Origin of the sequence: Staphylococcus sp. GDY8P67P, from assembly GCF_017892545.1 — a bacterium.
GTDB classification, from domain to species: domain Bacteria; phylum Bacillota; class Bacilli; order Staphylococcales; family Staphylococcaceae; genus Staphylococcus; species Staphylococcus ureilyticus.
Genome location: NZ_JAESLH010000014.1, coordinates 1 through 22329 on the forward strand (window position 1 = coordinate 1; position 22329 = coordinate 22329).

18 protein-coding genes are annotated in these 22329 nt (G+C 31.5%); 10 read left to right on the forward strand and 8 right to left on the reverse strand.

Translation table 11 applies throughout. The features are described from left to right. Positions 1-101: 101 nt before the first annotated feature. Together glcP and KA833_RS05945 are read right to left on the reverse strand one after the other, a co-directional pair. The gene (glcP, locus tag KA833_RS05940; protein WP_176745319.1) at positions 102-1466 is read right to left on the reverse strand and encodes a glucose transporter GlcP; all 1365 of its coding nucleotides are present in this window, start codon (positions 1464-1466) and stop codon (positions 102-104) included. 215 nt (positions 1467-1681) lie between these two features. Beyond that, a complete protein-coding gene (locus tag KA833_RS05945; RefSeq protein WP_046208541.1) occupies positions 1682-2671 on the reverse strand; it encodes an acrylyl-CoA reductase family protein in 990 nt (329 codons plus the stop codon). A gap of 255 nt (positions 2672-2926) precedes the next feature. On the opposite strand from KA833_RS05945, the gene KA833_RS05950 reads away from it, so the two are divergent. Further along, on the forward strand, positions 2927-3445 hold the full coding sequence (locus KA833_RS05950; RefSeq protein WP_210128596.1) for a GNAT family N-acetyltransferase: 519 nt from the start codon (positions 2927-2929) through the stop codon (positions 3443-3445). Between the two features lie 268 nt (positions 3446-3713). Then, positions 3714-4514 carry a hypothetical protein gene (locus KA833_RS05955; protein ID WP_210128597.1) on the forward strand — a complete coding sequence of 267 codons (801 nt, stop codon included), beginning with the start codon at positions 3714-3716 and terminating at the stop codon, positions 4512-4514. 237 nt (positions 4515-4751) lie between these two features. Here the strand turns inward: KA833_RS05955 and KA833_RS05960 are convergent, their stop codons facing one another. After that, positions 4752-6455 (reverse strand): CDP-glycerol glycerophosphotransferase family protein, encoded by a 1704-nt coding sequence (locus KA833_RS05960; RefSeq protein WP_210128598.1) that lies wholly within the window; start codon positions 6453-6455, stop codon positions 4752-4754. A 274-nt stretch (positions 6456-6729) separates the two neighbouring features. Between KA833_RS05960 and KA833_RS05965 the strand changes: the two genes are divergently transcribed. Continuing rightward, positions 6730-8334, forward strand: coding sequence for an L-lactate permease (locus KA833_RS05965; protein WP_019468859.1), 1605 nt, complete (start codon positions 6730-6732; stop codon positions 8332-8334). A 122-nt stretch (positions 8335-8456) separates the two neighbouring features. Here KA833_RS05965 and KA833_RS05970 read toward each other — a convergent pair whose 3' ends face one another. Continuing rightward, complete coding sequence (locus KA833_RS05970; protein ID WP_210128599.1) at positions 8457-9608, reverse strand: glycosyltransferase family 4 protein; 1152 nt, start codon at positions 9606-9608, stop codon at positions 8457-8459. 393 nt (positions 9609-10001) lie between these two features. Here KA833_RS05970 and mqo point away from each other — a divergent pair, with 393 nt between their 5' ends. Further along, positions 10002-11480 carry a malate dehydrogenase (quinone) gene (gene mqo, locus KA833_RS05975; RefSeq protein WP_046208536.1) on the forward strand — a complete coding sequence of 493 codons (1479 nt, stop codon included), beginning with the start codon at positions 10002-10004 and terminating at the stop codon, positions 11478-11480. Between the two features lie 207 nt (positions 11481-11687). Here the strand turns inward: mqo and KA833_RS05980 are convergent, their stop codons facing one another. Beyond that, on the reverse strand, positions 11688-13052 hold the full coding sequence (locus KA833_RS05980; RefSeq protein WP_210128604.1) for a sensor histidine kinase: 1365 nt from the start codon (positions 13050-13052) through the stop codon (positions 11688-11690). After that, entirely contained in the window at positions 13045-13719 is a 675-nt protein-coding gene (locus tag KA833_RS05985) for a response regulator transcription factor (protein ID WP_019468863.1), read from the reverse strand. Before KA833_RS05985 ends, KA833_RS05980 begins: the two co-directional genes overlap by 8 nt. A gap of 155 nt (positions 13720-13874) precedes the next feature. On the opposite strand from KA833_RS05985, the gene KA833_RS05990 reads away from it, so the two are divergent. After that, positions 13875-14927: an ABC transporter permease gene (locus KA833_RS05990; RefSeq protein ID WP_046208535.1), complete on the forward strand. Its 1053-nt coding sequence runs from the start codon at positions 13875-13877 to the stop codon at positions 14925-14927. Then, on the forward strand, positions 14927-15595 hold the full coding sequence (locus KA833_RS05995) for an ABC transporter ATP-binding protein (protein ID WP_073343985.1): 669 nt from the start codon (positions 14927-14929) through the stop codon (positions 15593-15595). The genes KA833_RS05990 and KA833_RS05995 overlap by 1 nt, the downstream gene beginning before the upstream one ends. Positions 15596-15755: 160 nt before the next feature. Here the strand turns inward: KA833_RS05995 and KA833_RS06000 are convergent, their stop codons facing one another. After that, positions 15756-16727: a YdcF family protein gene (locus tag KA833_RS06000; protein ID WP_210128600.1), complete on the reverse strand. Its 972-nt coding sequence runs from the start codon at positions 16725-16727 to the stop codon at positions 15756-15758. A 224-nt stretch (positions 16728-16951) separates the two neighbouring features. Here KA833_RS06000 and KA833_RS06005 point away from each other — a divergent pair, with 224 nt between their 5' ends. The 3 genes from KA833_RS06005 to KA833_RS06015 all read left to right on the forward strand — a co-directional run bounded on the left by KA833_RS06005 (position 16952) and on the right by KA833_RS06015 (position 20638). Next, on the forward strand, positions 16952-17416 hold the full coding sequence (locus tag KA833_RS06005; RefSeq protein ID WP_019468867.1) for a MarR family transcriptional regulator TcaR: 465 nt from the start codon (positions 16952-16954) through the stop codon (positions 17414-17416). 365 nt (positions 17417-17781) lie between these two features. Next, complete coding sequence (locus KA833_RS06010; RefSeq protein ID WP_046208534.1) at positions 17782-19167, forward strand: membrane-associated protein TcaA; 1386 nt, start codon at positions 17782-17784, stop codon at positions 19165-19167. 268 nt (positions 19168-19435) lie between these two features. Beyond that, positions 19436-20638, forward strand: coding sequence for a putative multidrug effflux MFS transporter TcaB (locus tag KA833_RS06015; protein WP_070037513.1), 1203 nt, complete (start codon positions 19436-19438; stop codon positions 20636-20638). A 349-nt stretch (positions 20639-20987) separates the two neighbouring features. On the opposite strand, the gene KA833_RS06020 is transcribed toward KA833_RS06015, so the two are convergent. Beyond that, positions 20988-21548, reverse strand: a complete 561-nt coding sequence (locus KA833_RS06020; protein WP_210128601.1) for a TetR/AcrR family transcriptional regulator — start codon at positions 21546-21548, stop codon at positions 20988-20990. Between the two features lie 126 nt (positions 21549-21674). On the opposite strand from KA833_RS06020, the gene KA833_RS06025 reads away from it, so the two are divergent. Further along, entirely contained in the window at positions 21675-22322 is a 648-nt protein-coding gene (locus KA833_RS06025; RefSeq protein ID WP_046208531.1) for an HlyD family secretion protein, read from the forward strand. Positions 22323-22329: the final 7 nt, after the last annotated feature.

A 22329-nucleotide genomic window follows, 5' to 3' on the forward strand; every position in this document is an offset into this window, starting at 1 on the left:
TACTTGACAGGGTGCAGTTCAGAACGGATTAGCTCTCTTATTTTGAGCATAGGTTTTATACCCTAAAAACTCACATTAATTTTGTTTTAGCAATGTAATGTTTATTTGGATTCTTTAACATTGACATCAGTTGCATTTGTTCTAGATCTTAAATCAGCTTCTATTTCTTCTAAACTACGTCCGCGTGTTTCTGGTAAGTATTTAATAACAAAGATTAAAGCACAGACACCGATAGCTGCAAAGATTAAGAAAACTTGTTCTACTGATAAAACATCAGTCAAAATAGGGAATAATTGCGCAACTAGTAAACTACCAATAGATAGTACTAAAGCAGCGATTCCTGTTGCAGCACCACGTGCACGCATTGGGAATAATTCTGGTAACATAACCCAAAGTACTGGTCCCCAAGTAAAACCAAAGAAGATGATGAAAAGCGTTAGACAAGCAACCATAATCCATGCAGAAGATTGGATACCAACTGTCCAAACTAATATTGCCATGATTAATAGTGAAGCTACCATACCAATATTACCGATGACTAATAATCGCTTACGATCTATTTTATCAATAATCATAATTGCTACAATCGTAATAAGGACGTTTACGGTACCAATACCAACTGTGCCTAATATAGAAGTTGCATTTCCAAGACCAGCTTTACTAAATATCGTTGGTGCGTAATAAATAATAGCGTTAATACCTATAATTTGTTGTAATAAAGCAAATACACTACCAATGATCAATGTTGGTCTTAACCAAGGTGATTTTAATACATTCCAAGTGCTTTCAGAAATAGCATTTATTTCTTTCATATCAGCAATTTCTTTATCAATTTCGCTTTCTTTAAATGTTAATTTCATAACGTCACGAGCAGCTTTTTCACTTCTGTGTTCAAGTAGCCATCTAGGGCTTTCAGGCATAAATGCTACACCGATTAATAGAATGAGTGAAGGTAATACTGCTAAACCGAGCATCCATCTCCATCCTTCGATTGGAGTGAAAGCATAGTTAATTAAATATGAAGATAAAATACCAATTGTAATCATTAATTGGTTTAAGGAACTTAACGAACCACGTTGTTCGGTAGGTGCCATTTCAGATAAATATACTGGTACGATTGCTGTTGAGCCACCGACAGCTAATCCGATAACAAGTCTACCAATTACTAATACTGGCATTGATGGTGCTAAGGCTAAAATTAATGCACCGACAATATAAATAATAGCGATAATAAATACAACACGTCTACGACCTAATCTATCAGACATAGGTCCACTCGCACCGGAGCCGAAGATAGCGCCGACTAACATCGATGCAACGACAAGTCCTTCAGTAAAACTATTTAACGGTATGTCATCTTTTATAAATAACAGTGCACCTGATATAACCCCCATGTCATAACCATAGAGTAATCCTCCCAATGCACCAAGGAAAAAGATGAGCTTTTTATTCACTTTGATTCCCATATTAACCCTCCTGATAATATTCAATAATAATAAGTATACGCTTTCATATTTTAATTGTAAATGTTAAAGTATAATAAATTTATCTATTGATATATATTTATATGAATTGTAATATTTTTGTAGTTTAAATAAAAATGTATAGTTATATAAGTTGATATCAAATAAAACTCCGCACATCAATTTTTGTTTGATGTGCGGAGTTTTACAAAATCATCTTATGCGTCGAATTCGATAACAATTCTACCAGAATTATTATGTTGAAGCACTTCATCTATGCTGTTTTTAATATCTTTAAAGTTTATATTATGTTTTATATCATGTAATTGATCTGGTTTTAAATCTTTTGATAGACGACGCCAAATATGTTTCCGTTGTCTCATTTCTGTATATACAGAGTCAATACCTATAACGTTTACACCTCTTAATATGAAAGGAAAGACTGAACTATCGAATGTAGCGCCTCCTGTCATGCCAATGAGCGCAACGCTACCATTATAATTAAGTTGCTTAATGATTTGTGAAAAACTGTCACCACCAACTGGATCGATGACTGCTTGCCATGTGCGTTTACCTAAAGGTTTATTATCTTCTTTGTCAATTCTAGAAATAACATCTTTTGCACCTATGGTTTTAAGTGTTTCAGTAGCTTCAGTCTTACCTGTACTAGCGATCACATCATATCCAATGCCATTTAACATCATAATCGCTAATGTTCCTACACCACCTGTTGCACCTCTTACAAGCACTTGATCTTTTTCTACAGATAGTCCATTATGCTCTAATTTTTCAATTGCTAAACCAGCTGTGTAACCTGCTGTCCCATATATCATAGCTTCTTCAAGTGTGAGGTCTTTAGGTAAAGGTACAATCCATTCTTCTTTTACGCGAACATATTCACTAAAACCTCCGAAATGGTCTGTTCCTAAACCGTACCCTGTAACGATGACTTCATCTCCTGGTTCAAAAGCATGTGTGTCAGAGTGAGCTACCACACCTGCTAAATCGATGCCTGGCACCATTGGATAACTGTTAACAATTTTTGAATTGTCTAATGTAGCTAATGCATCTTTATAATTAATTCCAGAGTATTTCGTTTTAATCAACACTTCACCTTCTGGAAGATCATCTATTGTCATATCTTTAAATTCGCTTGTTACTTTGCCGTCTTGTTCATTGACCACAAAAGCTTTAAATGTTTTCGTCATTGCCTTATGGCACTCCCTTATGTATATATATTTATGAACAATTAAAAAACTAGAACTACTTTATCATGATATTGTGAATTTCACAATAAGTGTAAAAGCGCTGATTTAAAAGTAAGCGTTTTAATTTTAACAATCGTAAACTTTATGTCATTTGACTATACTTTAAGTTGTCAAAAAAATATATTAAGTCGTATAGTAACATATTTAACATTTTAGTATACTAATTGACAAGATGGTAAAAAGGGGGGATGCAGTATGACAGATAATATTGAATTGGTAAAACAATCGGAAGTACATCGGTTAAGAGAAATTTGTATTACAACATTTAAACATACATTCAAAGAAGGTGGATATACACAGGAAGATTTTGAAACCTATTTTAAACAGGCATATAATGTGGAAACGTTACAAGACGAATTGAATAATAAACATTCATTCACATATTTTTATCTCAGCAATAATGAAATTGTAGGTTATTTTAAATTAAATATAGACGATGCACAAACTGAGGCAATGGGTGAATCCTACTTAGAAATTCAAAGAATATACTTTTTACCTCAATCACAAGGTGGAGGAAAAGGGGAAAATGTTTTTGATTTTGCAATTAAAAAAGCACGCGAGTTGTATAAAACAAAAATTTGGTTAGGTGTATGGGAATATAATGAAAAAGCATTAAACTTTTATAAAAAACAAGGCCTACGTATAACAGGTTCCCATGAATTTCATACTGGTAACGTGGTAGATACAGATTTAATAATGGAAAAAAACATATAGCAGCTTTTGAAAAAGTCATTTATCCTGTAATCTGTTCAATTATCTTGGCGCATTGTATTCCTATTGCAAAAGCTAGATATTAAATTAAAGTTTCTATTTTTTAAGTTTTTGTAAAAATTATATTTATTTCAAAAAAGTTTTGATAAAAGGTGTTTATTTTAATAATAATAGTGAATAACATAATAATTCTCATTTATCCTAATTGTTAAACACATTACATAATTTTAAATTAGGCAATGGGAAGGACACAACTAAGGAGGCTTATTATATGAAGAAGTTATTAGCAGGTTTTCTTACACTTACATTAGCACTTGCTGCTTGTTCTAATGGTAGTGATGACAATGGCGGTAGTAAAGACGATAGTTCGAAAGACAAACAGTCTTCCGATGACAAATCAAAAGACTCAAAAGATTCTAAGAGCGATGACAAAAAGGACAATGATAGTTCCGATAAAGATTCAGATAGTAATTCGGACAACAAATCAGACAGTGATGCTGATAAAAATAGTTCTGACTCAGACTCTAGTTCTAACTCTGATGATAGCAGCAATTCTGGAAACAGTGACAATGCCAATGATAGTTCGACTAACGGTTCCAACGGCAGTGATAGCAATAGCGATAATTCAAATAATGATAACAATTCAAGCAATGCGGATAGCAATGAGAGTACAGCAAGTAATGCAAATAGTAATGCTGATCAAGCATCTAATAGTGCAAGTAATTCAAATGCGGGCAACACAGGTAACAGTGGTGCTTCTCAATATGTGGCACCTTATCAAGGTCAAAATGCAGTGCCAGTCGCACAAAACATTACTTCAGGTAGCACTGACGCACAAACAGCTTTACAGTCATTGCCTAATTTCCAAAGCGCTTTAGACAATGCAACTGCTGAAGTCAATGCGTTAAATGGCCAATCAAATCCTTATAATGATTATGCTATTGAAGGAAGCGAAGGGAATTATAGCTATATCTTTAGCTTCCAAAACCAAGCACAACCTGGTAGTTATTCAATTGTAACTGTTGACCAACAAGGAACTGTTAGAGTAGTTGATCCAGCTTACCAACAATAAAAGCATCATAAAATAACGTGATTTTTATACGTATTATAAAAAAGTGGCAAGTAGAAAGCATTAACTTCTAACTTGCCACTTTTTATTTTGGTAAAATTTTCTTTATGTGCGAATCGTTCGAGTATGATTCCTTTAAATGCATTTTATATTTAAATAAAAGCACCAAAGCCAATATTCATAATTTAAAACTTTGAAATTTAAATTAGAATAACAAATTGTTGGTTGTATATGTGATGATTAGTTTAATTTATTGGAATTAATCGACTTTTGAATAATATGTGAAATCGTTTCAAAGGCATGGTTGTCTTTATTTATAAACGGATTAACATGTATATCTTTCATTTGGTGACTGATTAAATCATTTAAGAGCGCTTTTGAATCACTATATCTGACTGTAGAAAGAGAATGCATAACATCTTCATAAACACCGCGTTCACTCACATATTTTTCATGGTCAGGCGTATATTGGCAGACAGTTTTATCAATCGTAAGTGCATCAAAAATAAGTGAAGAATAATCTGTTAATACTGTATCTGATACTAACAATAAATCTTGAACTTCAATATGTGATGGCGCAATGATAGCATTTTCAGGTATATAGTTAGATTGATCGTTGATATGTCCTTTAAAGATAACATTATATTTATTCAATAAGCCATCACTCATTGGTAACAAATCGGTTGCTTCATTTGCTGCTTTCCATGTAGGAACATAAAGTAATGTTTGTTTTTGAGGATCTAGTTTTAATTCTTTCTTTATAAATGAGATATATGGTTGATCAGATTGTTTATCTAACAGATATCTAATTCTCGGATACCCACAATTTAATAAGTGTGTGTGTTGTTGGGGAAACGCAGACTTGAAATGTTCCATAATGGCTCCGGAATCACTGATGAAGTAATCTTGTTGCAACCATTTATTATATTTGCGTGCACGATAATTATAGATATTGAGATTCTCATTAGGTTCATGACTATCTAAAAATAGTTTTTTAATAGGTGTGCCATGCCATAGTTGTATAATTGTACCATTTGGTTTGATATCATCAGGGATATCGTTTTCTAAAATAACCACACTTGCTGTTTCTATTAGATTTTTTGATTTCGCGTCATTTGGATCGATAAAATTAGGGCCATTTACATCATTCGTTATAAAAAATATAGGTAATTTAGAAAAGTACTTTGCAAAATGATTAAATAAATAGCGAGAATTACCTCGAAATCCATAATCAAAACCTAAAAAGACGATATGATTTTTAACTTTCGATTTATCTTTCTTATAAATATAACTGCTTTCATAATGTTTTTTTTCGTAATGACGATGAACTAAAGTATAAATCCAATGTGGAAGTTTGAATTTAGTATTTTTAAGCACTTTATCTGTAAATCGAATGTCGTCGTGATTAGGCGCTAGTGTTTCACTATTTTTAAATGGTATCGAGTGTTTATGTTCAAAGGCTAATTTGTTTAAATTGAATTTAGTAGTGTTTAATGGCGTGAATGCTTGAATATAATCCCATATAGCACTACTGGTTGTAAAAGCATGTTTGAAATTGAAAACGACATGGCTATCTGTTGCTACATCATCTTGCAATAGTGATAATAATGCTAAGTCAAATATATTATTAATGGTATAATTGTTTATTATTTTTTGAGTGGTTTCTATATGGAAAATAATATTTGGAAAATGATTTAGATTATCCATCCAATCATTAAAAGTGATTTCGGGTTTACCAAAATATCGGCAATCATTTAAATATTGTTGATTGATTGTATAATCTGCAACGATAGTGACCGGTTTTAGTGTAACTGCGTCTAACATCGATTGATAAATTTCACTATTTTGATCTATATATACAAAGTGAGTATATCCTTGTGCTGTAGCTTTCTCAAGGTCCTTTACGAAAAGGTCCCACGTTGAAACTTCTATTTGCTTTATCATTTATAATCCCTCGATTTAAATATTATTATCCTTATTTTATCATTTAATACGTCATAGATAAAAGAAACTTCAATATTCATATTAGGATTGAAGAATTGCGTTTGAGATGATGTATATTCAATTGGAATTTATTAGAAAAATAAAAAACTTTAATTTTAGGCTATTAATTTTTTGGAAATTATTGTATTTTACTTAAAGTAGATGTTATAATTTATGTGAAATAATTCACAAACGGAAGATGATTAATTAATTTAAGTATAGGAAGTGAGTATAAATGTTTGTAGAAAGTATTAACCCCTTTAACAATGTATTATTATCCAGTATTGTAGCCGCTATCCCTATCATTTTATTTTTATTATGCTTAACCATTTTCAAAATGAAAGGGATATATGCTTCAATTACGACATTAGTAGTTACATTGATACTTGCAATAACGATATTCAAATTGCCTATGAATATCGCAACAGGTGCATCAATTGAAGGATTTTTCCAAGGCATCATTCCAATTGGTTATATTGTGATTATGGCAGTGCTGTTATATAAGGTTACAAATGAAACTGGGCAATTTGATAAGATTCAAGATAGTATTGCTAGTGTATCGCAAGATCATCGTATTCAATTATTGCTCATAGGTTTTGCGTTTAATGGATTTTTAGAAGGTGCAGCAGGTTTTGGTGTGCCGATTGCCATATGTGCCTTGTTATTAACTCAATTAGGCTTTAAACCTTTAGAAGCTGCAATGTTATGTTTAATTGCTAATGCTTCAGCTGGTGCATTTGGAGCAATTGGCTTGCCTGTAACAGTGATTGATACACTTGGTTTACCAAGTGATGTTACAGGATTTGCGGTTTCTCAAATGTCTGCTTTAACTTTATCGATTATGAATATGTTTATCCCATTTTTATTAGTATGGATTATTGATGGTTTTAAAGGTATTAAAGAAACGTTACCAGCAATCCTTATTGTTGGTGGAACTTTTACGATATTACAAGCTTTGATTACGGTGTTTATTGGACCAGAACTAGCTGATATTATCCCACCGTTAGTATCAATGTTAGCGTTAGCCTTATATTCTAAAAAACATCAGCCTAAAAATATATTTAGGTTGAAAGATAGTGGAGAACCTAAGTCTATTGTAAAACATAATTTTAAAACTTTAATATATGCATGGAGTCCATTTGTGATTTTAACAGCATTAGTTATGATTTGGAGTGCACCACAATTTAAAGCGTTGTTCTCACCTAATGGTGCGTTGAGCGCATTAGTATTTAATATTCAACTACCAGGTACGTATAGTGACATTGCTGACAAAGCAATTACATTACCACTCAATATCATTGGACAAACTGGTACAGCGATTTTATTAGTAATTTTAATAACTATATTAATGTCAAAACAAGTGAACATGCTTGATGCAACACGCTTATTAAAATTAACTTTTAAAGAATTATGGTTACCTATTATTACAATTTGTATTATTTTAATTATTTCTAAATTGATGACTTATGCAGGTTTAAGTAATGCTTTAGGTGAAGGTATTGCTAAAGCAGGATCAATCTTCCCGCTATTGTCACCTATCTTAGGTTGGATTGGCGTATTTTTAACTGGTTCTGTGACAAATAATAATACACTATTTGCTCCGATACAGTCAGCGGTAGCTAATAATATTGGTACAAGCGGTGCATTGCTTGTATCTGCAAATACAGTAGGTGGTGTAGCAGCGAAATTAATTTCACCACAATCCATTGCGATTGCAACTGCATCTGTACAACAAGTAGGTAAAGAATCAGAGTTATTAAAAATGACGTTACGCTATAGTTTTGCATTTATTATCTTTATATGTTTATGGACTTTCATGTTGAACTTTATCATTCATTAAAGCATCATCGTGGTTATGGTTGTTAGTAAGATGCCTGTGATTATGGCATATTACAGATGATTAGGTTTATTGTAATAAAATATAAAGATCGAAATAAAAAAGAAGCCGTTTGGCTTCTTTTTTTATTTCGATGCAATCATCATTTGAAAGTAATGGTAGACTGAATCTGATGAAAATAATTGGACGGTTTGATACCCATTTTCTATGATGGATTGTTTATTAAATTCCTGATTGATAAGTCTGAGTAGTTTATTAGAAAGATCTTTTACATTTCCATGCGATACGAGGTATCCATTGACGTTATTTTGTATCAGAGCGTCTGGTCCTGCATTACCATCAAAACTAACCACGACATTACCTTGATTCATAGCTTCTAAAATTACCATTCCGAACCCTTCATTACGAGAAGGGACGACTGTAATATCACTTTTAGCTAATTTTTCGTTTAATTGCTGAGTTGAACCATAAAGTTTTACGATATCTGCTAGTTGGTGCTCTATGACTAATTGTTGTAAAAGCTCATGCTCTTTTCCGTCACCATAGATGTGTATTTGATATTTAAAACGTCTGACTTCTTGTTGAATAGGTATGATACTTTGAATTAATAGGTCGAACCCTTTTTCGTATTCTAGTCGTCCTGCGGCAGTAATGATTTTTTCTTTTGATATTGAGAGACGGGGCTCATTTAAAATGTTGGGTATGACATAAACAGGAGTTTGAACAAAAGATTCATATTTACTTTTATCACTTTCTGTTAGTGTGGTTATTTTGTCTAAATATTGATAAGCATCTAAGATTTCTTGTTGTAGGGCATCGTTATGTGCTTCAAAATTCATATGTTCCATACCTATTTTCTCTACATTTTGTGGACCATAGTGAGCAATTAATATATTAAAACTCGCACGTGTACCAATGAGCATATCAGTGGAAACATTGCGTATTGCTTGAATCATTTTCTTTTCTATATAATGTGAAAACTGATAAAGACCTGGTTCATATTGTGAAATTAATTTTGGTCTAGAAAACGGAGTGTATTTGCGGATTCTATTAAAAAATATAGCTTTAAAATTTAAAAAATGTAACTGATAGTCTGTTAAAGCACGAACTTTAATAGATTTATGTAGTTTGAAATAAGGTTTAGAAGCCCCCTTGAAAACGGAAATGATTTCAACCTTATGACCTTTTTCGGCTAAAACATTAGCTAATTGAGAAATAGATTTAACAGTACCACCCATAGCATAAACATTATGCGTAAAAAAAGTGATAGATTTCATTGGAATACCTCCAAAAGTATAAGAATTAAATTAAAATTTATTATAGCATGAAATTTAAGAGAGTGATAAAGTAATGAATGTTATGTGTGACACAATGTAATTTGATTTTAAGTGTCTAATGTTAATTGCAATTTAAGTCGTCTCATAGCTATTATAGTTAACAGGTATTAACATAATTTGAGTAGAATTACTGAAAGCCCTTTTTTCATAGGACAATAACGTATATAATTAGAAGTGTAACAAAAGATTCTGCTATTTTTTTAACATTTAGTATAATTATAGTAGATTAAGATTTAAATTATTCACTATAGAAAACGCTTTATCATGGCTGTGATTTTCCTAGATAAAGATAACGTGTCTATAAACATATATAAAAGGGGGACTGTGTTTGTTATGAGTAAACAACATAGCAAAACAGATGTCATATTAATTGGCGGCGGTATCATGAGCGCAACACTAGGAACGTTATTAAAAGAACTTGCACCTGAGAAAGATATTAAAATGTTTGAAAGATTATCTACACCAGCAGAAGAAAGTTCAAATGCGTGGAATAATGCAGGAACAGGGCATTCTGCATTATGCGAATTAAATTATACAAACGAAAACAAAGATGGATCAATCGATATTTCTAAAGCTGTTAAAATTAATGAACAGTTTCAAATTACAAAGCAATTTTGGAATTATCTTGTTAAGCAAGGTCAATTATCAAAACCTGAAGCCTTTATTAAGCCTGTGCCGCATATGAGTTTTGTACAGGGTGTACGCAATGTAGATTTTTTAAGAAGACGTGTAGAAAGATTAAATAAAAATATTTTATTTAGTAATATGGAAATTACAGATGACAAAGCGCAAATTTCTGAATGGGCACCGTTGATTATGGAAGGGCGTACATCCAATATACCAATGGCTATTACATATGATAAAACGGGGACAGATGTGAATTTTAGTGCGTTAACAAAAAAATTATTTTCAAATTTAGAAGATAAACATGTAGAACTTAATTACGAACATGAAGTAGAAAACCTAAGTCAACGTAAGGATGGCACTTGGGAAGTTAAAGTGAAAGATTTGAAAACGGATGAAGTGACAATAGTGGAAAGTGATTTTGTGTTTATTGGTGCCGGTGGTGCTAGTTTACCTTTATTACAAAAAACAGGTATCAAGGAATCTAAACATATTGGTGGATTCCCAGTAAGTGGTCTGTTCTTAGTATGTAGAGATGAGGCTATCACATCAAAACATCTTGCTAAAGTTTATGGAAAAGCAGCTGTTGGTGCGCCGCCAATGTCAGTACCACATTTAGATACACGCTATATTGATGGCAAACGTACATTATTGTTTGGGCCATTTGCTGGTTTTTCACCTAAATTTTTAAAGACTGGTTCAAATATGGATTTAATAAAATCAGTGAAACCAAACAACCTTATTACAATGCTATCGGCAGGAATTAAAGAAATGAACTTAACTAAATATTTAATTTCTCAACTCACATTATCAAATGAAGAGAGAATGGAAGATTTACGTCAATTTGTGCCAAATGCAAAAAGCGAAAACTGGGAAATTGTGGTTGCTGGACAACGTGTACAAGTCATTAAAGATACAGATAAAGGAAAAGGCACGTTACAATTTGGTACAGAAGTCATTACTTCCGAAGATGGTTCTTTAGCAGCATTGTTAGGTGCCTCTCCAGGTGCTTCAACTGCTGTTGACATCATGTTAGATGTACTTCAACGTTGTTATAAACAAGAATTTAACAATTGGGAAGAAAAAGTTAAAGAAATAGTGCCTTCATTCGGTATGAAATTATCGGAAAATGAAGCTCTATACACTCAAATTAATAAAGAAATAACTAAAAACTTAAAGATTAATTAATAGATATAGTACACTCATTTTAACAAATGAGAAGCTTGGGAGATAAATAGCCATAGTCAAAGTAAGAGCGCTAATCCACAAAGGATTAGCGCTTTTTTGTATTTAAAATCTCAAGGTTTTAATTGTCTATGTTTGCTAGAAAATATTGTAGCCTGTTATGAGCTTTAACTCATAAAATTCATAGGTATCAACTCACTTGTTACATTATTATTTATGGATGGTAACAGTGAATGTCGTACCTTCATATTTCGTACTTGCTACTTCAATTGTACCATTGTGTAATTCAAAAATTGCTTTCGCAATAGCTAAGCCTAAGCCATTGCTATTATCATGATTGCTTGCTTTATAGAAACGCTCAAATAGACGAGATTGGGTTTCTGGTGTCATGCCTTGACCATCATCAGTGATATTAAAATGAATTTGATCGGTATCATGTGTGAGTGTAATATCAATTGTACCCCCTTGTTCAGAATATTTGATCGCGTTCGTTATTAAGTTTTGAAAAGCTTGATTTAGTAAGCGCTCATTCCCAATTATAGATACATTAGCTAAATCAGACATAATGATTAAATCTTTTTGATTCGTCGCAAATTGTTCATGGCGTATAATCTGTTTAATCAGTTTATTAAGTTCGATGTTGTCAGTTAATTCTAGATGTTCGCCATTATCAATTTCTGATAATAATAAAAGTTCTTTGGTTAATTCACTGAGCTGTGTTGTAATTTGGTATATTTCATCGATATATTGTTCACGAGCTGTTGCGTCTTTAGCGAATTTTAATTGATCAAGTAAATGATGAATATGTGTTAATGGTGTTTTGATCTCATGTGAAACATTTTGAACAAAGTGCTGTCTCATGTCATCGACTTGTTTTAAAGAGAGTCTCATTTTATCAAATCGATATTGTAATGTGCCAAATTCATCATTACGTTTAATGTCTATCGGTACATCAAAATTGCCTTCCATTAACCTTTCAGTCGCTTGTTTTAACTGTTGTATCGGTTTAATAATCATATAAGTTGAAGAAATAACCCAAATGATTGAGATGACTAATAAGAGTGTAATTAATATGACTAAGAAAATTCTAAATTCACTAAAAGTTTTTCCGATGTCTGGTCTCATAAAAACAGCATAATTTTGACCATTGGATTGAAATTGCACACCCACAGTATTTTGAGTAGTATTTTCAAAAAATCCAGTGATAAAAGGGTTGTAGGGCAAATTTCTTATCCCATGATAATCATGGCCATTTAACACAGATTTAATGTTTTCAGAGTCAACATTATCTTTTCTAAATGCAGTGCCATAATAAGCCTTTTTGCCATTTTCTGAGACGGTCATCACTTGATAATTCATTTGTCCAAGATGTTTGAAAAAGGGTTTTGGCATTTGTATCTTAGATTCTTTTTCATAGGAAATAGCATCTTTTAATGTTCTCATTATTTTTGCATCATTATTCTCTTTTAAATGATTGTGATAAATAATGTTAGTTAATAGAAAACTAAGCAATGCACTCGATAGTAAAATGACGACAGTATAAATAGCAATACGTGAATATAGTGATTTAAACATTGTCATCAACCTTGTATCCTAAGCCACGTACTGTATGAATCGTAATCGTAGCTCCTAACTTTGACAATCGCTTTCTCAAACGCTTAATGTGTACGTCAACAGTCCGTTCATCACCTTCATAGTCAAAGCCCCAAATTTTTTCAATCAAATCGTCACGGTTAAATACTTGTTTTGGATGTGAAGCAAGTAAGAATAAGAGTTGAAACTCTTTATTTGGTAAGTTCATTGATTTAGTAGAAGATTGAAGTTCTAAATAAGCTTGATTGAGCGTGAGATTTCCAACTTTCAATTCATTATTAGCATTTATATTATACCGTTTTAATACTGCTTTTATTCTAAAGATAAGCTCTTTTACTTCAAATGGCTTAGTAACATAATCGTCTGTACCAGTTAAATAGGCTTGTTCCTTATCACTAAGTGCGTCTCTTGCTGTTAACATAATGACAGGCATTTCAAAATCTTCTTTTAAAACTTTACATAGTTCAAAACCACTCATGCCAGGCATCATTACATCGACGATAGCAATATCAACCTGATGTGTATCTAAATACGACAGTGCGTTTTCAGCACTTGATTGTGTCACAACATCTAGTCCTTCTCGTGAAATATAATTTGAAACATATTCTAAAATTTTACTGTCATCATCGACAATTAAACAAGTTGTCATGCTCAAAATCTCCTTAATCATTTTACAGACATTATATATGGAAAAATTTAACTTAACAAATAGGAAATAATTTAAAAAGTTAATCATAGTTCATATTGAGTTCATATAAAGACCTTAAACTTTAAATATAAGTTCTTGAAAGGGAGTGAAACACTATGAAATTGGCATGGCAAGAGATAAAATATTATAAATTTCGTTATATATTAATCATGTTAATTATATTGTTATTAGGTGTTATGGTTTTATTTATTAGTGGGTTGGCACAAGGTTTAGCAAGAGAAAATATTTCTATGTTAGATAATATGAAGTCAGAAAAATATGTGATGCAAAATAACAAAACACCACAAATCGAAAAATCAATTATTAAACCAGAACAGCAAGAGAAAATTGAAGATATTAGTGGACAGTCACCTTTAAAAATAGCATCTCAAACTTTGAAAATTGATAAAGATGAAGAAGATGTTGTTATGACGAATACAGTGAAAAATGAAAAACCAGAATTGTCAGAAGGACATTATCCTAAAAAAGACAATGAAGTTGCAATTAATAGTAAATTAACTGCAAGTGGGGTAGATGTTGGAGACAACATTAAAATTAAAGACGGTGAAACGTTAAAAGTATCAGGTATTTTGGATGACACAATGTATTCTCATAGTTCAGTGGTTATGATGAATAATAGTGGATTTGATAAATTGAATAAAAATGTAAGTACCGTTTATCCAATTCAAGATATGTCACAAAAACAGATAAATAAATTAGAAGATATTAATGGTATCGATGTATTTACAGAAGACGATATCACAAGCGAAATACCGAGTTATCAAGCAGAACAAGCACCACTTAATATGATGATAGTTAGCTTGTTTGTCATTTCTGCTATAGTTCTCAGTGCATTCTTCTATGTTATGACGATACAAAAAATTCCAGAAATCGGTATTTTAAAAGCAATTGGTATCAAGACAAGACATTTACTAAGTGCTTTAGTATTACAAATATTAATAACTACAATGGTTGCAGTGATAATTGCTGTTGCATTAATTAGTGGTTTATCATTAATAATGCCAATTTCTATGCCTTTCCACGTAACTGTTGCGAATATATTATTAGTCGTAGGCATTTTCATCGTTGTTGCAATTGTTGGCGCAGCACTATCATTTATTAAATTATTTAAAGTAGACCCTATTGAAGCTATTGGAGGTGGAGAATAATGAGTTTACAAGTTAAAGATATAAAAAAATCCTTTGGGAAAGGTTCTTCTGAAACTAAAGTTTTAAAAGGGATTAATTTTGAAGTGAATGAAGGAGAATTTGTAATTTTAAACGGTGCTTCAGGCTCAGGTAAAACAACGCTTTTAACTATTTTAGGTGGGCTATTGTCACAAAGTAGTGGTGAAATATTATATAATGGTGAGCATTTATATGATAGTGATAAAAAAGCTTCTGAGCTAAGACTAAATGAAATTGGATTTATATTTCAATCTTCACACTTAGTACCTTATTTAAAAGTTAAAGATCAGTTAACAACAATAGGTAAAGAAGCAGGTATGTCTAAAAAAGAAGCCACTGATAGATCAGAAAAACTATTAACACAAATCGGTTTAGCAGAACAGCTCAACGTATTTCCACACACACTTTCAGGCGGACAAAAGCAACGTGTTGCCATCATGAGATCATTGATGAATCATCCGAAAATAATCTTAGCTGACGAACCAACTGCAAGTTTAGACGCTGAACGTGCCACAGAAGTAATAGATATGATTAAAAATCAAATTCAAAGTAAAAATATGATTGGTATTATGATAACGCACGATAAAAGACTATTTGATTATGCTGATAGAGTCATCGAATTAGATGATGGTGTCATCGTTGATCAATAGTATAATTAAATGAACCGTAATATAATTATGATTCCTAAATCAATGGAGTGGGACAGAAATCTTTTAATAAAATTAGACTTCTGTCCCACTCTTTTTCTATGAAGAAAACACTATGTTCTATTGTAAAAAGGATGCACAATTTATTTTGTGTATAGTGGCTTTAAATGGATGGAATATGCCACAACGCCATCATACTTGCCCAAAATAACACTACAAAGTAACAAGTTAGTAAAAGCTTATATTGGTACATGATTGCTAAAAAATCCCTAATTAATGCAATTTCAAAGAAATGATAAGGTGTATGACTGCCGACACCTTTTAAGTTGAGGTTTAATTTTTGTCCAAACCTTAAAGCGCGCATAATATGAAATTGACTTGTGACACATAGGATACTTGGTTCATATCTATATAATTGTTGAATGAGCACTTTTGTATATTTAAGGTTTTCTAAAGTGCTCGTAGACTGGTCTTCAAGTACTATCATTGAAGGATTAATATTTCTTTGGACTAAGTATCGATACATAGCCAAGGCCTCTGAAATTGGTTCGTCAGGACCTTGTCCACCACTTACAATGAGTCGAGCATTTGGATTTAAATGGTGTAATGCTATAGCTTTGTTTAATCTTTTAGCTAGCATAGGTGTTACTTGATCAGTAAAAATACCTGCGCCTAACACCAATATGACATCAAAGTCTTCTTTGTATGTAACATTTGAAAATGCAGATGTGCAAAGCGCATAACAAATGAAGGTGAAACATGCACTAAATGCAATAGCAGCTAACCAATAAAAAATCACATTGATACCTACAGGTATTAGACTAATATAAGAACAAGCAATCATAAATAGTAATACTCTATATGCAATAGCATACAAACGGTGCAAAAAAAGTGCGCTTAATCTATGTTTAAATAAATGATGATGTTTGATGTGTATTAACAACACGCCAACAAACATAGTGAATATGAGTGGCATAGGCAAAGATGACTTACCTACATGTAAGATGATTACAAAGTAACCTAAAATAATTTGAATTACAAAAAAAGTTAAATTAGTAGTGAATTTGAAATTTTTAATCATAGCAATAAAACCACATAAAATAATTAAACTTATAATTAAAGACAACGTATACATGGTTCACCCCGAAAGTTTATAATATTTTAAATGTAGAGCAATTATTAAAATTAATCAAATTTTAATGGTATTGTATTTTGTAATTTTGCTAGATTTAACAATTAAAAAACGCAGTGAATACAAATTTCTGCTTTTATACCATCTCGAATATTGATATTATAAACATAATATAAAAAAAATAACGTTTACTTATGTGAGCTAGAATAGTAGAGGTGCGAGAAGTTATGGTTAAAAATTTAAGTAGTCATATTGATTTTATGGGTGAATTTATAAATGATGTGAATACTTTGTTAGCTAAATTGTTAAAAGAATTAAGAGAAGACTATAACGTATCAAAAGAGCAGGCCAATGTTATATTAATGTTAGAAAACGAAAAAACCATGACGCTAACTGAAATAACTGAAAGACAAGGCGTAAATAAAGCTGCCGTTAGCCGGAGAATCAAAAAATTAATACAAGCAGAAGTAGTTCAATGGGAGAAAGCAGAAGAAAATACAGATCAAAGATTAAAATATATTAAATTAACAGAAAGAGGCAAACAATTTAATAAACAAAGTAAGGAAATTATCAATACGATTGTCAGTGATATTTTACACGACTTGTCTGATGAACAAATCGAACAAGCACGTTATGTTTTAGAAATTATTGACCAAAGATTAAAAAATTTCAATTTGAAGCACAGTATTTAATAGTATAAGCAATGAAAGTATTTAAAAGCAAAGCTAAATACATTTAATTAAAATCATGCTTCAACAACCGGAATGACGTACCCAAGTTAAAATGATTCATTTGAAGTGCATAATTAAAAGCTTAAGCTATATAAGATGAAAGAAAAAATCATAGAAGATATAAGAAGACATTGGACTAATGATGTATATCTTTTACTGATTTATATACATATAATAGAAATAAGGTAGCGTAAAAATAAATTTCACTTAATTAAAAAGCTACAAAAAATTGGTGGAAATGGCTTGATAAAGCCATATAGTTTATAAATATATTATGTTAAAATAACGGGATAATGTAAAAAATAAGGACTGAGCGTGGTGATAAAATGCAAAAGTGCCCTAAATGTGGGGGAAATATAAGGATAGGACAACGAAGATGTAGTCATTGTGGCTATCGTATAGAGTCGACAAGTAACGAAAAAATGACTCGAACTTCAAAAGAAAACAAAAAAACTGTTAATAACAAAGCAAGGAAAATTATTCCCTGGGGTATTGCAGCTTTTATCATTATTCTACTGGTGATTATATTTATCTTATTGAAAAATTTTAATTCTCCGGAAGCACAATCGGAAATATTAATTAATGCTGTAGATAATAATGATACTCAAAAATTATCAACCTTATTAAGCACACAAAATAATAGTGTGGATGAAAATGAGGCTAAAGCTTATATTAAATATATAAAAAAAGAAGTTGGCATGAAACAATATACAAAAGATATTAAACAAAAAATAGCTTCTTTAAATAATAATGAGACGAGTGAGGAAGACTTTGTAACAGCCAAAAATGGTGAAAAAGTTTTGCGTATCAGTAAAAATGGGCGACGTTATTTGATATTTGATAACATGAGTTTTACAGCACCTACGAAAGAAGCGATTGTAAAGCCTAAGTACGATGCAACATATAAATTTAAAGCAAATGATAAGCAAAGAACTGTTCACGCACAGAAGAATAAGACGACGGTACTTGGTGAATTCATACCAGGTGATTACGTTATCGAGTCTAAAAAGGAAATGGCTAACGGACAGTTTAGTGGTGAACTCAAATTTAATTTTAATAATAGTAATCATGAAACAGTTGACGTTTCAGAAGATTTTAATGAAGCTTATATTGTCTTAGATTTAAAAGGCGCATCAGAAATTGATAAAGATACGGTTAAAGTGAAAGTAAATGATAAAACATATGACTATAATAATAATAAAGAAATAGGACCATATCCAAAAACACAAGAATTAACAGTTTCTGCCGAAGGTGAAGCGAAGAAAAAGACATTTAAATCAGCTGAAACGACTGTTAAAACGGATAACTTGAAAGATAAAACATATGTAACATTGAATTTTGATGGTGATGAAATTCAAGATTATGTTGATAAAAAAGAAAAAGAAGAAAATAGTTTCAGAAATAAGGTGGTTCGTTTTTTCGGTAATTATACTGCTGCAATGAATAACGCGCATAGCCAAAGTAACTTTAATTTAGTTTCATCTTATCTGAAAAAGAATAGCAATAACTACAAGTCTACAAAAAATCAAGTGAAAGAAAATGCTATTTTTTATTTACCACAGCCACAAATCACTGAAATTGTGAGACAAGGTGAAACATTTTATATTACTGCTCAAACCGTCAAAGAAGACGGACAGTATGGCGAAGTGAACTATCAACTTGAAGGCGATGATGATGCCAGTAATCTCAAGGTAGTGAAATATTCGGAATAGTAATGTAGTGAAATGCTTGTCAATATCACTTTGATAAATGTAGTAGTAGAAAAATAGAGCAATTTGAGAATAAACTCATTCTGACTCATGTATAAGCGTCAATTTCTATAACAGTTAGTAGAAATTGACGCTTTCTTTGTTTTTGAGCTAAAGCTATAATGGTAATAATGCTTATTCATAATATTGTAATAAGTCAGTAAGAAATACATAATTAAATGTAGTTATCGTCGAATTGAGTATTTTAAGTAATATTTGAAGGAGTTATAAGATGTCAGACAATCAACAACAAAAGCAATCACTTATTTTTATTTTAATTCTAGGTGCATTAACTGCAATTGGTGCTTTATCTATAGATATGTTTTTACCTGGTTTACCTCAAATTCAGACTGATTTTAATACGACAACTTCAAATGCACAATTAACTTTATCTTTATTTATGATTGGCTTAGCTATTGGGAATTTATTTACTGGTCCTATTTCTGATTCCATCGGACGTAAACAACCACTTATGATTGCGATGTTGTTATTTACATTAGCAAGTTTAGGAATTATTTTTGTAAACAATATTTGGTGGATGATCATTTTAAGATTTGTGCAAGGTTTTTGTGGAGGCGCAGGCGCAGTTATTTCTAGAGCAATATCAAGCGATTTATACAGTGGTAAACAATTAACGAAATTTTTAGCTTTACTCATGTTAGTCAATGGCGTCGCACCTGTATTAGCACCCGCTTTAGGTGGTGTGATCTTATCATTTTCAACTTGGCATATGGTGTTTGTCGTACTTACCATATTTGGCATGCTCATGTTTTTTGGAACAATGTTTAAAGTGGAAGAATCATTATCAATTGAACATAGGGATAGCCCTCATATGGGAAGTATTTTTAAGAATTTCTTACAATTATTAGAAGCACCACGTTTTGTATTACCAATGTTGATTCAAGGGGTTACGTTTATCATATTGTTTAGTTATATTTCAGCTTCTCCATTTATTACTCAACATATTTATGGTATGTCTCCACAGCAATTTAGTATTATGTTTGCAGTTGTTGGTATAAGTCTGATTGTTTCAAGTCAGTTGACTGGTAAGTTGGTTGATTTTATAAATAGGCAAATGTTATTACGAATTTTGACATTGATTCAATTAGTAGGAATTCTGAGTGTAACGTTTACTTTAGTAAATCACTTGTCAATATGGATTTTATGCTTTGGTTTTATTATTCTTGTTGCACCGGTTACTGGTGTAGCAACACTGGGATTTTCTATAGCAATGGATGAACGTACTGGGGGTAATGGAAGCGCATCAAGTTTACTTGGACTTATCCAATACTTATTAGGTGGGGTGATTTCACCTCTCGTAGGTTTAATGGGAGAAGAAAATTATGTACCTTATGTCACAATTATCCTAATTGCAGGTATATTACTCATAGTGTTGCAAGTGATGAGTTATTTTGTATTTAGAACAAGCAAGTGAGCCTAAGAGAGGATGAAATAAAATCTTTTTAGTATTTTGGTAAGTAGCTGGTGCATGTGTTTCAAGTCAAGTACTTTAAGTTGATTTAAACATGCGCTTACATTCATGGATGTAGCAATAATGTCATTTTAAACAAATTAGATTTTTATCCCAAGCTAATTTATTTTGCAGGAATGATTCGAAGTGGCGAAGGCTAGAATTTTGCTAAACCAAGGTGAAGTATAGCATTGACATGATGTTGCATGGTAGGTATCAAGCTGTTCTATATATTTGAATTAGAAATAATCTAAGACTATTAAACTTCTATTATTTTGTAGAAATTTAGTAGTCTTTTTAATTAGATCATTTATTAGGAAATGACTGAACGATTCAACTTAATTGTATTAGCTAATAAAATTTGAGCTAAATCATTTATCGGTTGATTGCATCCTTCTTTAATCCAAGTATAAACAAGACCCATTTGGCCACCTAGTGCGTAAATTACAAATTGTTTTTTATTTATAACACTGGTATAGTCATCCAAAATTTTAATATAGGTATCACGCGTGGCATGCATATATTCAAAAAACAAGTCTCGATTAGGATATGTGACTAAAATAGCATGGAAATAGCCATAATGGCGTTTAATATAGCGTAAAATGATTTTGAAAAACTGATATAGTTTCGAATAATTATCTGCAATCTCTTCTGAACTTTTATATAGATTTTCTAATAGTTTTTTATATTTCTGAATATGGTGTGACTGTATTGTAGCTAAAAGATCATATTTATCTACGAAGTAATCATAAAAAGTTGTCCTATTTATATCACTATATGCACATAACATTTTGATAGTTATATTTTCAAACGGATGTAGCTCTAGTAATGCAATCATATTATGGATGATTTTACGTTTAGCATTTTGTTTCATAATAACTCCTTCATAGAACATAAATAACGTACCCAACACATTTTATTTAAGTGTCGGTATACTTTTAAATTTCATCTCTTTATAATATACAAGGTGAATTTTAAATGCAAATAGGAGGAAAGTATCATGAAGAAAATGGTATTAATCAATGTCATTACCATTGTTGTACTTGTAATTATTGGTGTCGTAGGATTCCATTTTTATAATCAAGCAACATCTTTTGTAAGTACGGATAATGCTAAAGTGGATGGAGAACAAATTAAAATATCAGCTCCAGCTTCTGGCGAAATCAAATCGCTTGATGTCAAAAATAATGAAAAATTAAGCAAAGGTGACAAAGTTGCAGAGATTGCTGCTAAAGGTGAAGGCGGTCAATCTCAAGATATGAGTATTAAAATGCCTAAAGATGGCACAATTGTAAAAGTTGATGGCATGGAAGGTTCAATGGCTCAAGCTGGCACACCAATCGCTTATGCTTATAATTTAGATGATTCTTATATAACTGCTAACGTGGATGAAAAAGATATTGCAGACGTTGAGGAAGGTAAAGATGTAAATGTTAAATTAGATGGTGAAGACGCTGAATTAAAAGGTAAAGTAGAAGAAGTAGGCAAAGCAACTGCTTCAAGCTTTTCAATGATGCCTTCATCAAACAGTGATGGCAACTATACAAAAGTATCACAAGTGGTACCAGTGAAAATTTCACTAGATTCAAAACCATCTAAAAATGTTGTTCCAGGAATGAACGCTGAAGTAAAAATTCATAAAAATTAAGGGGGTC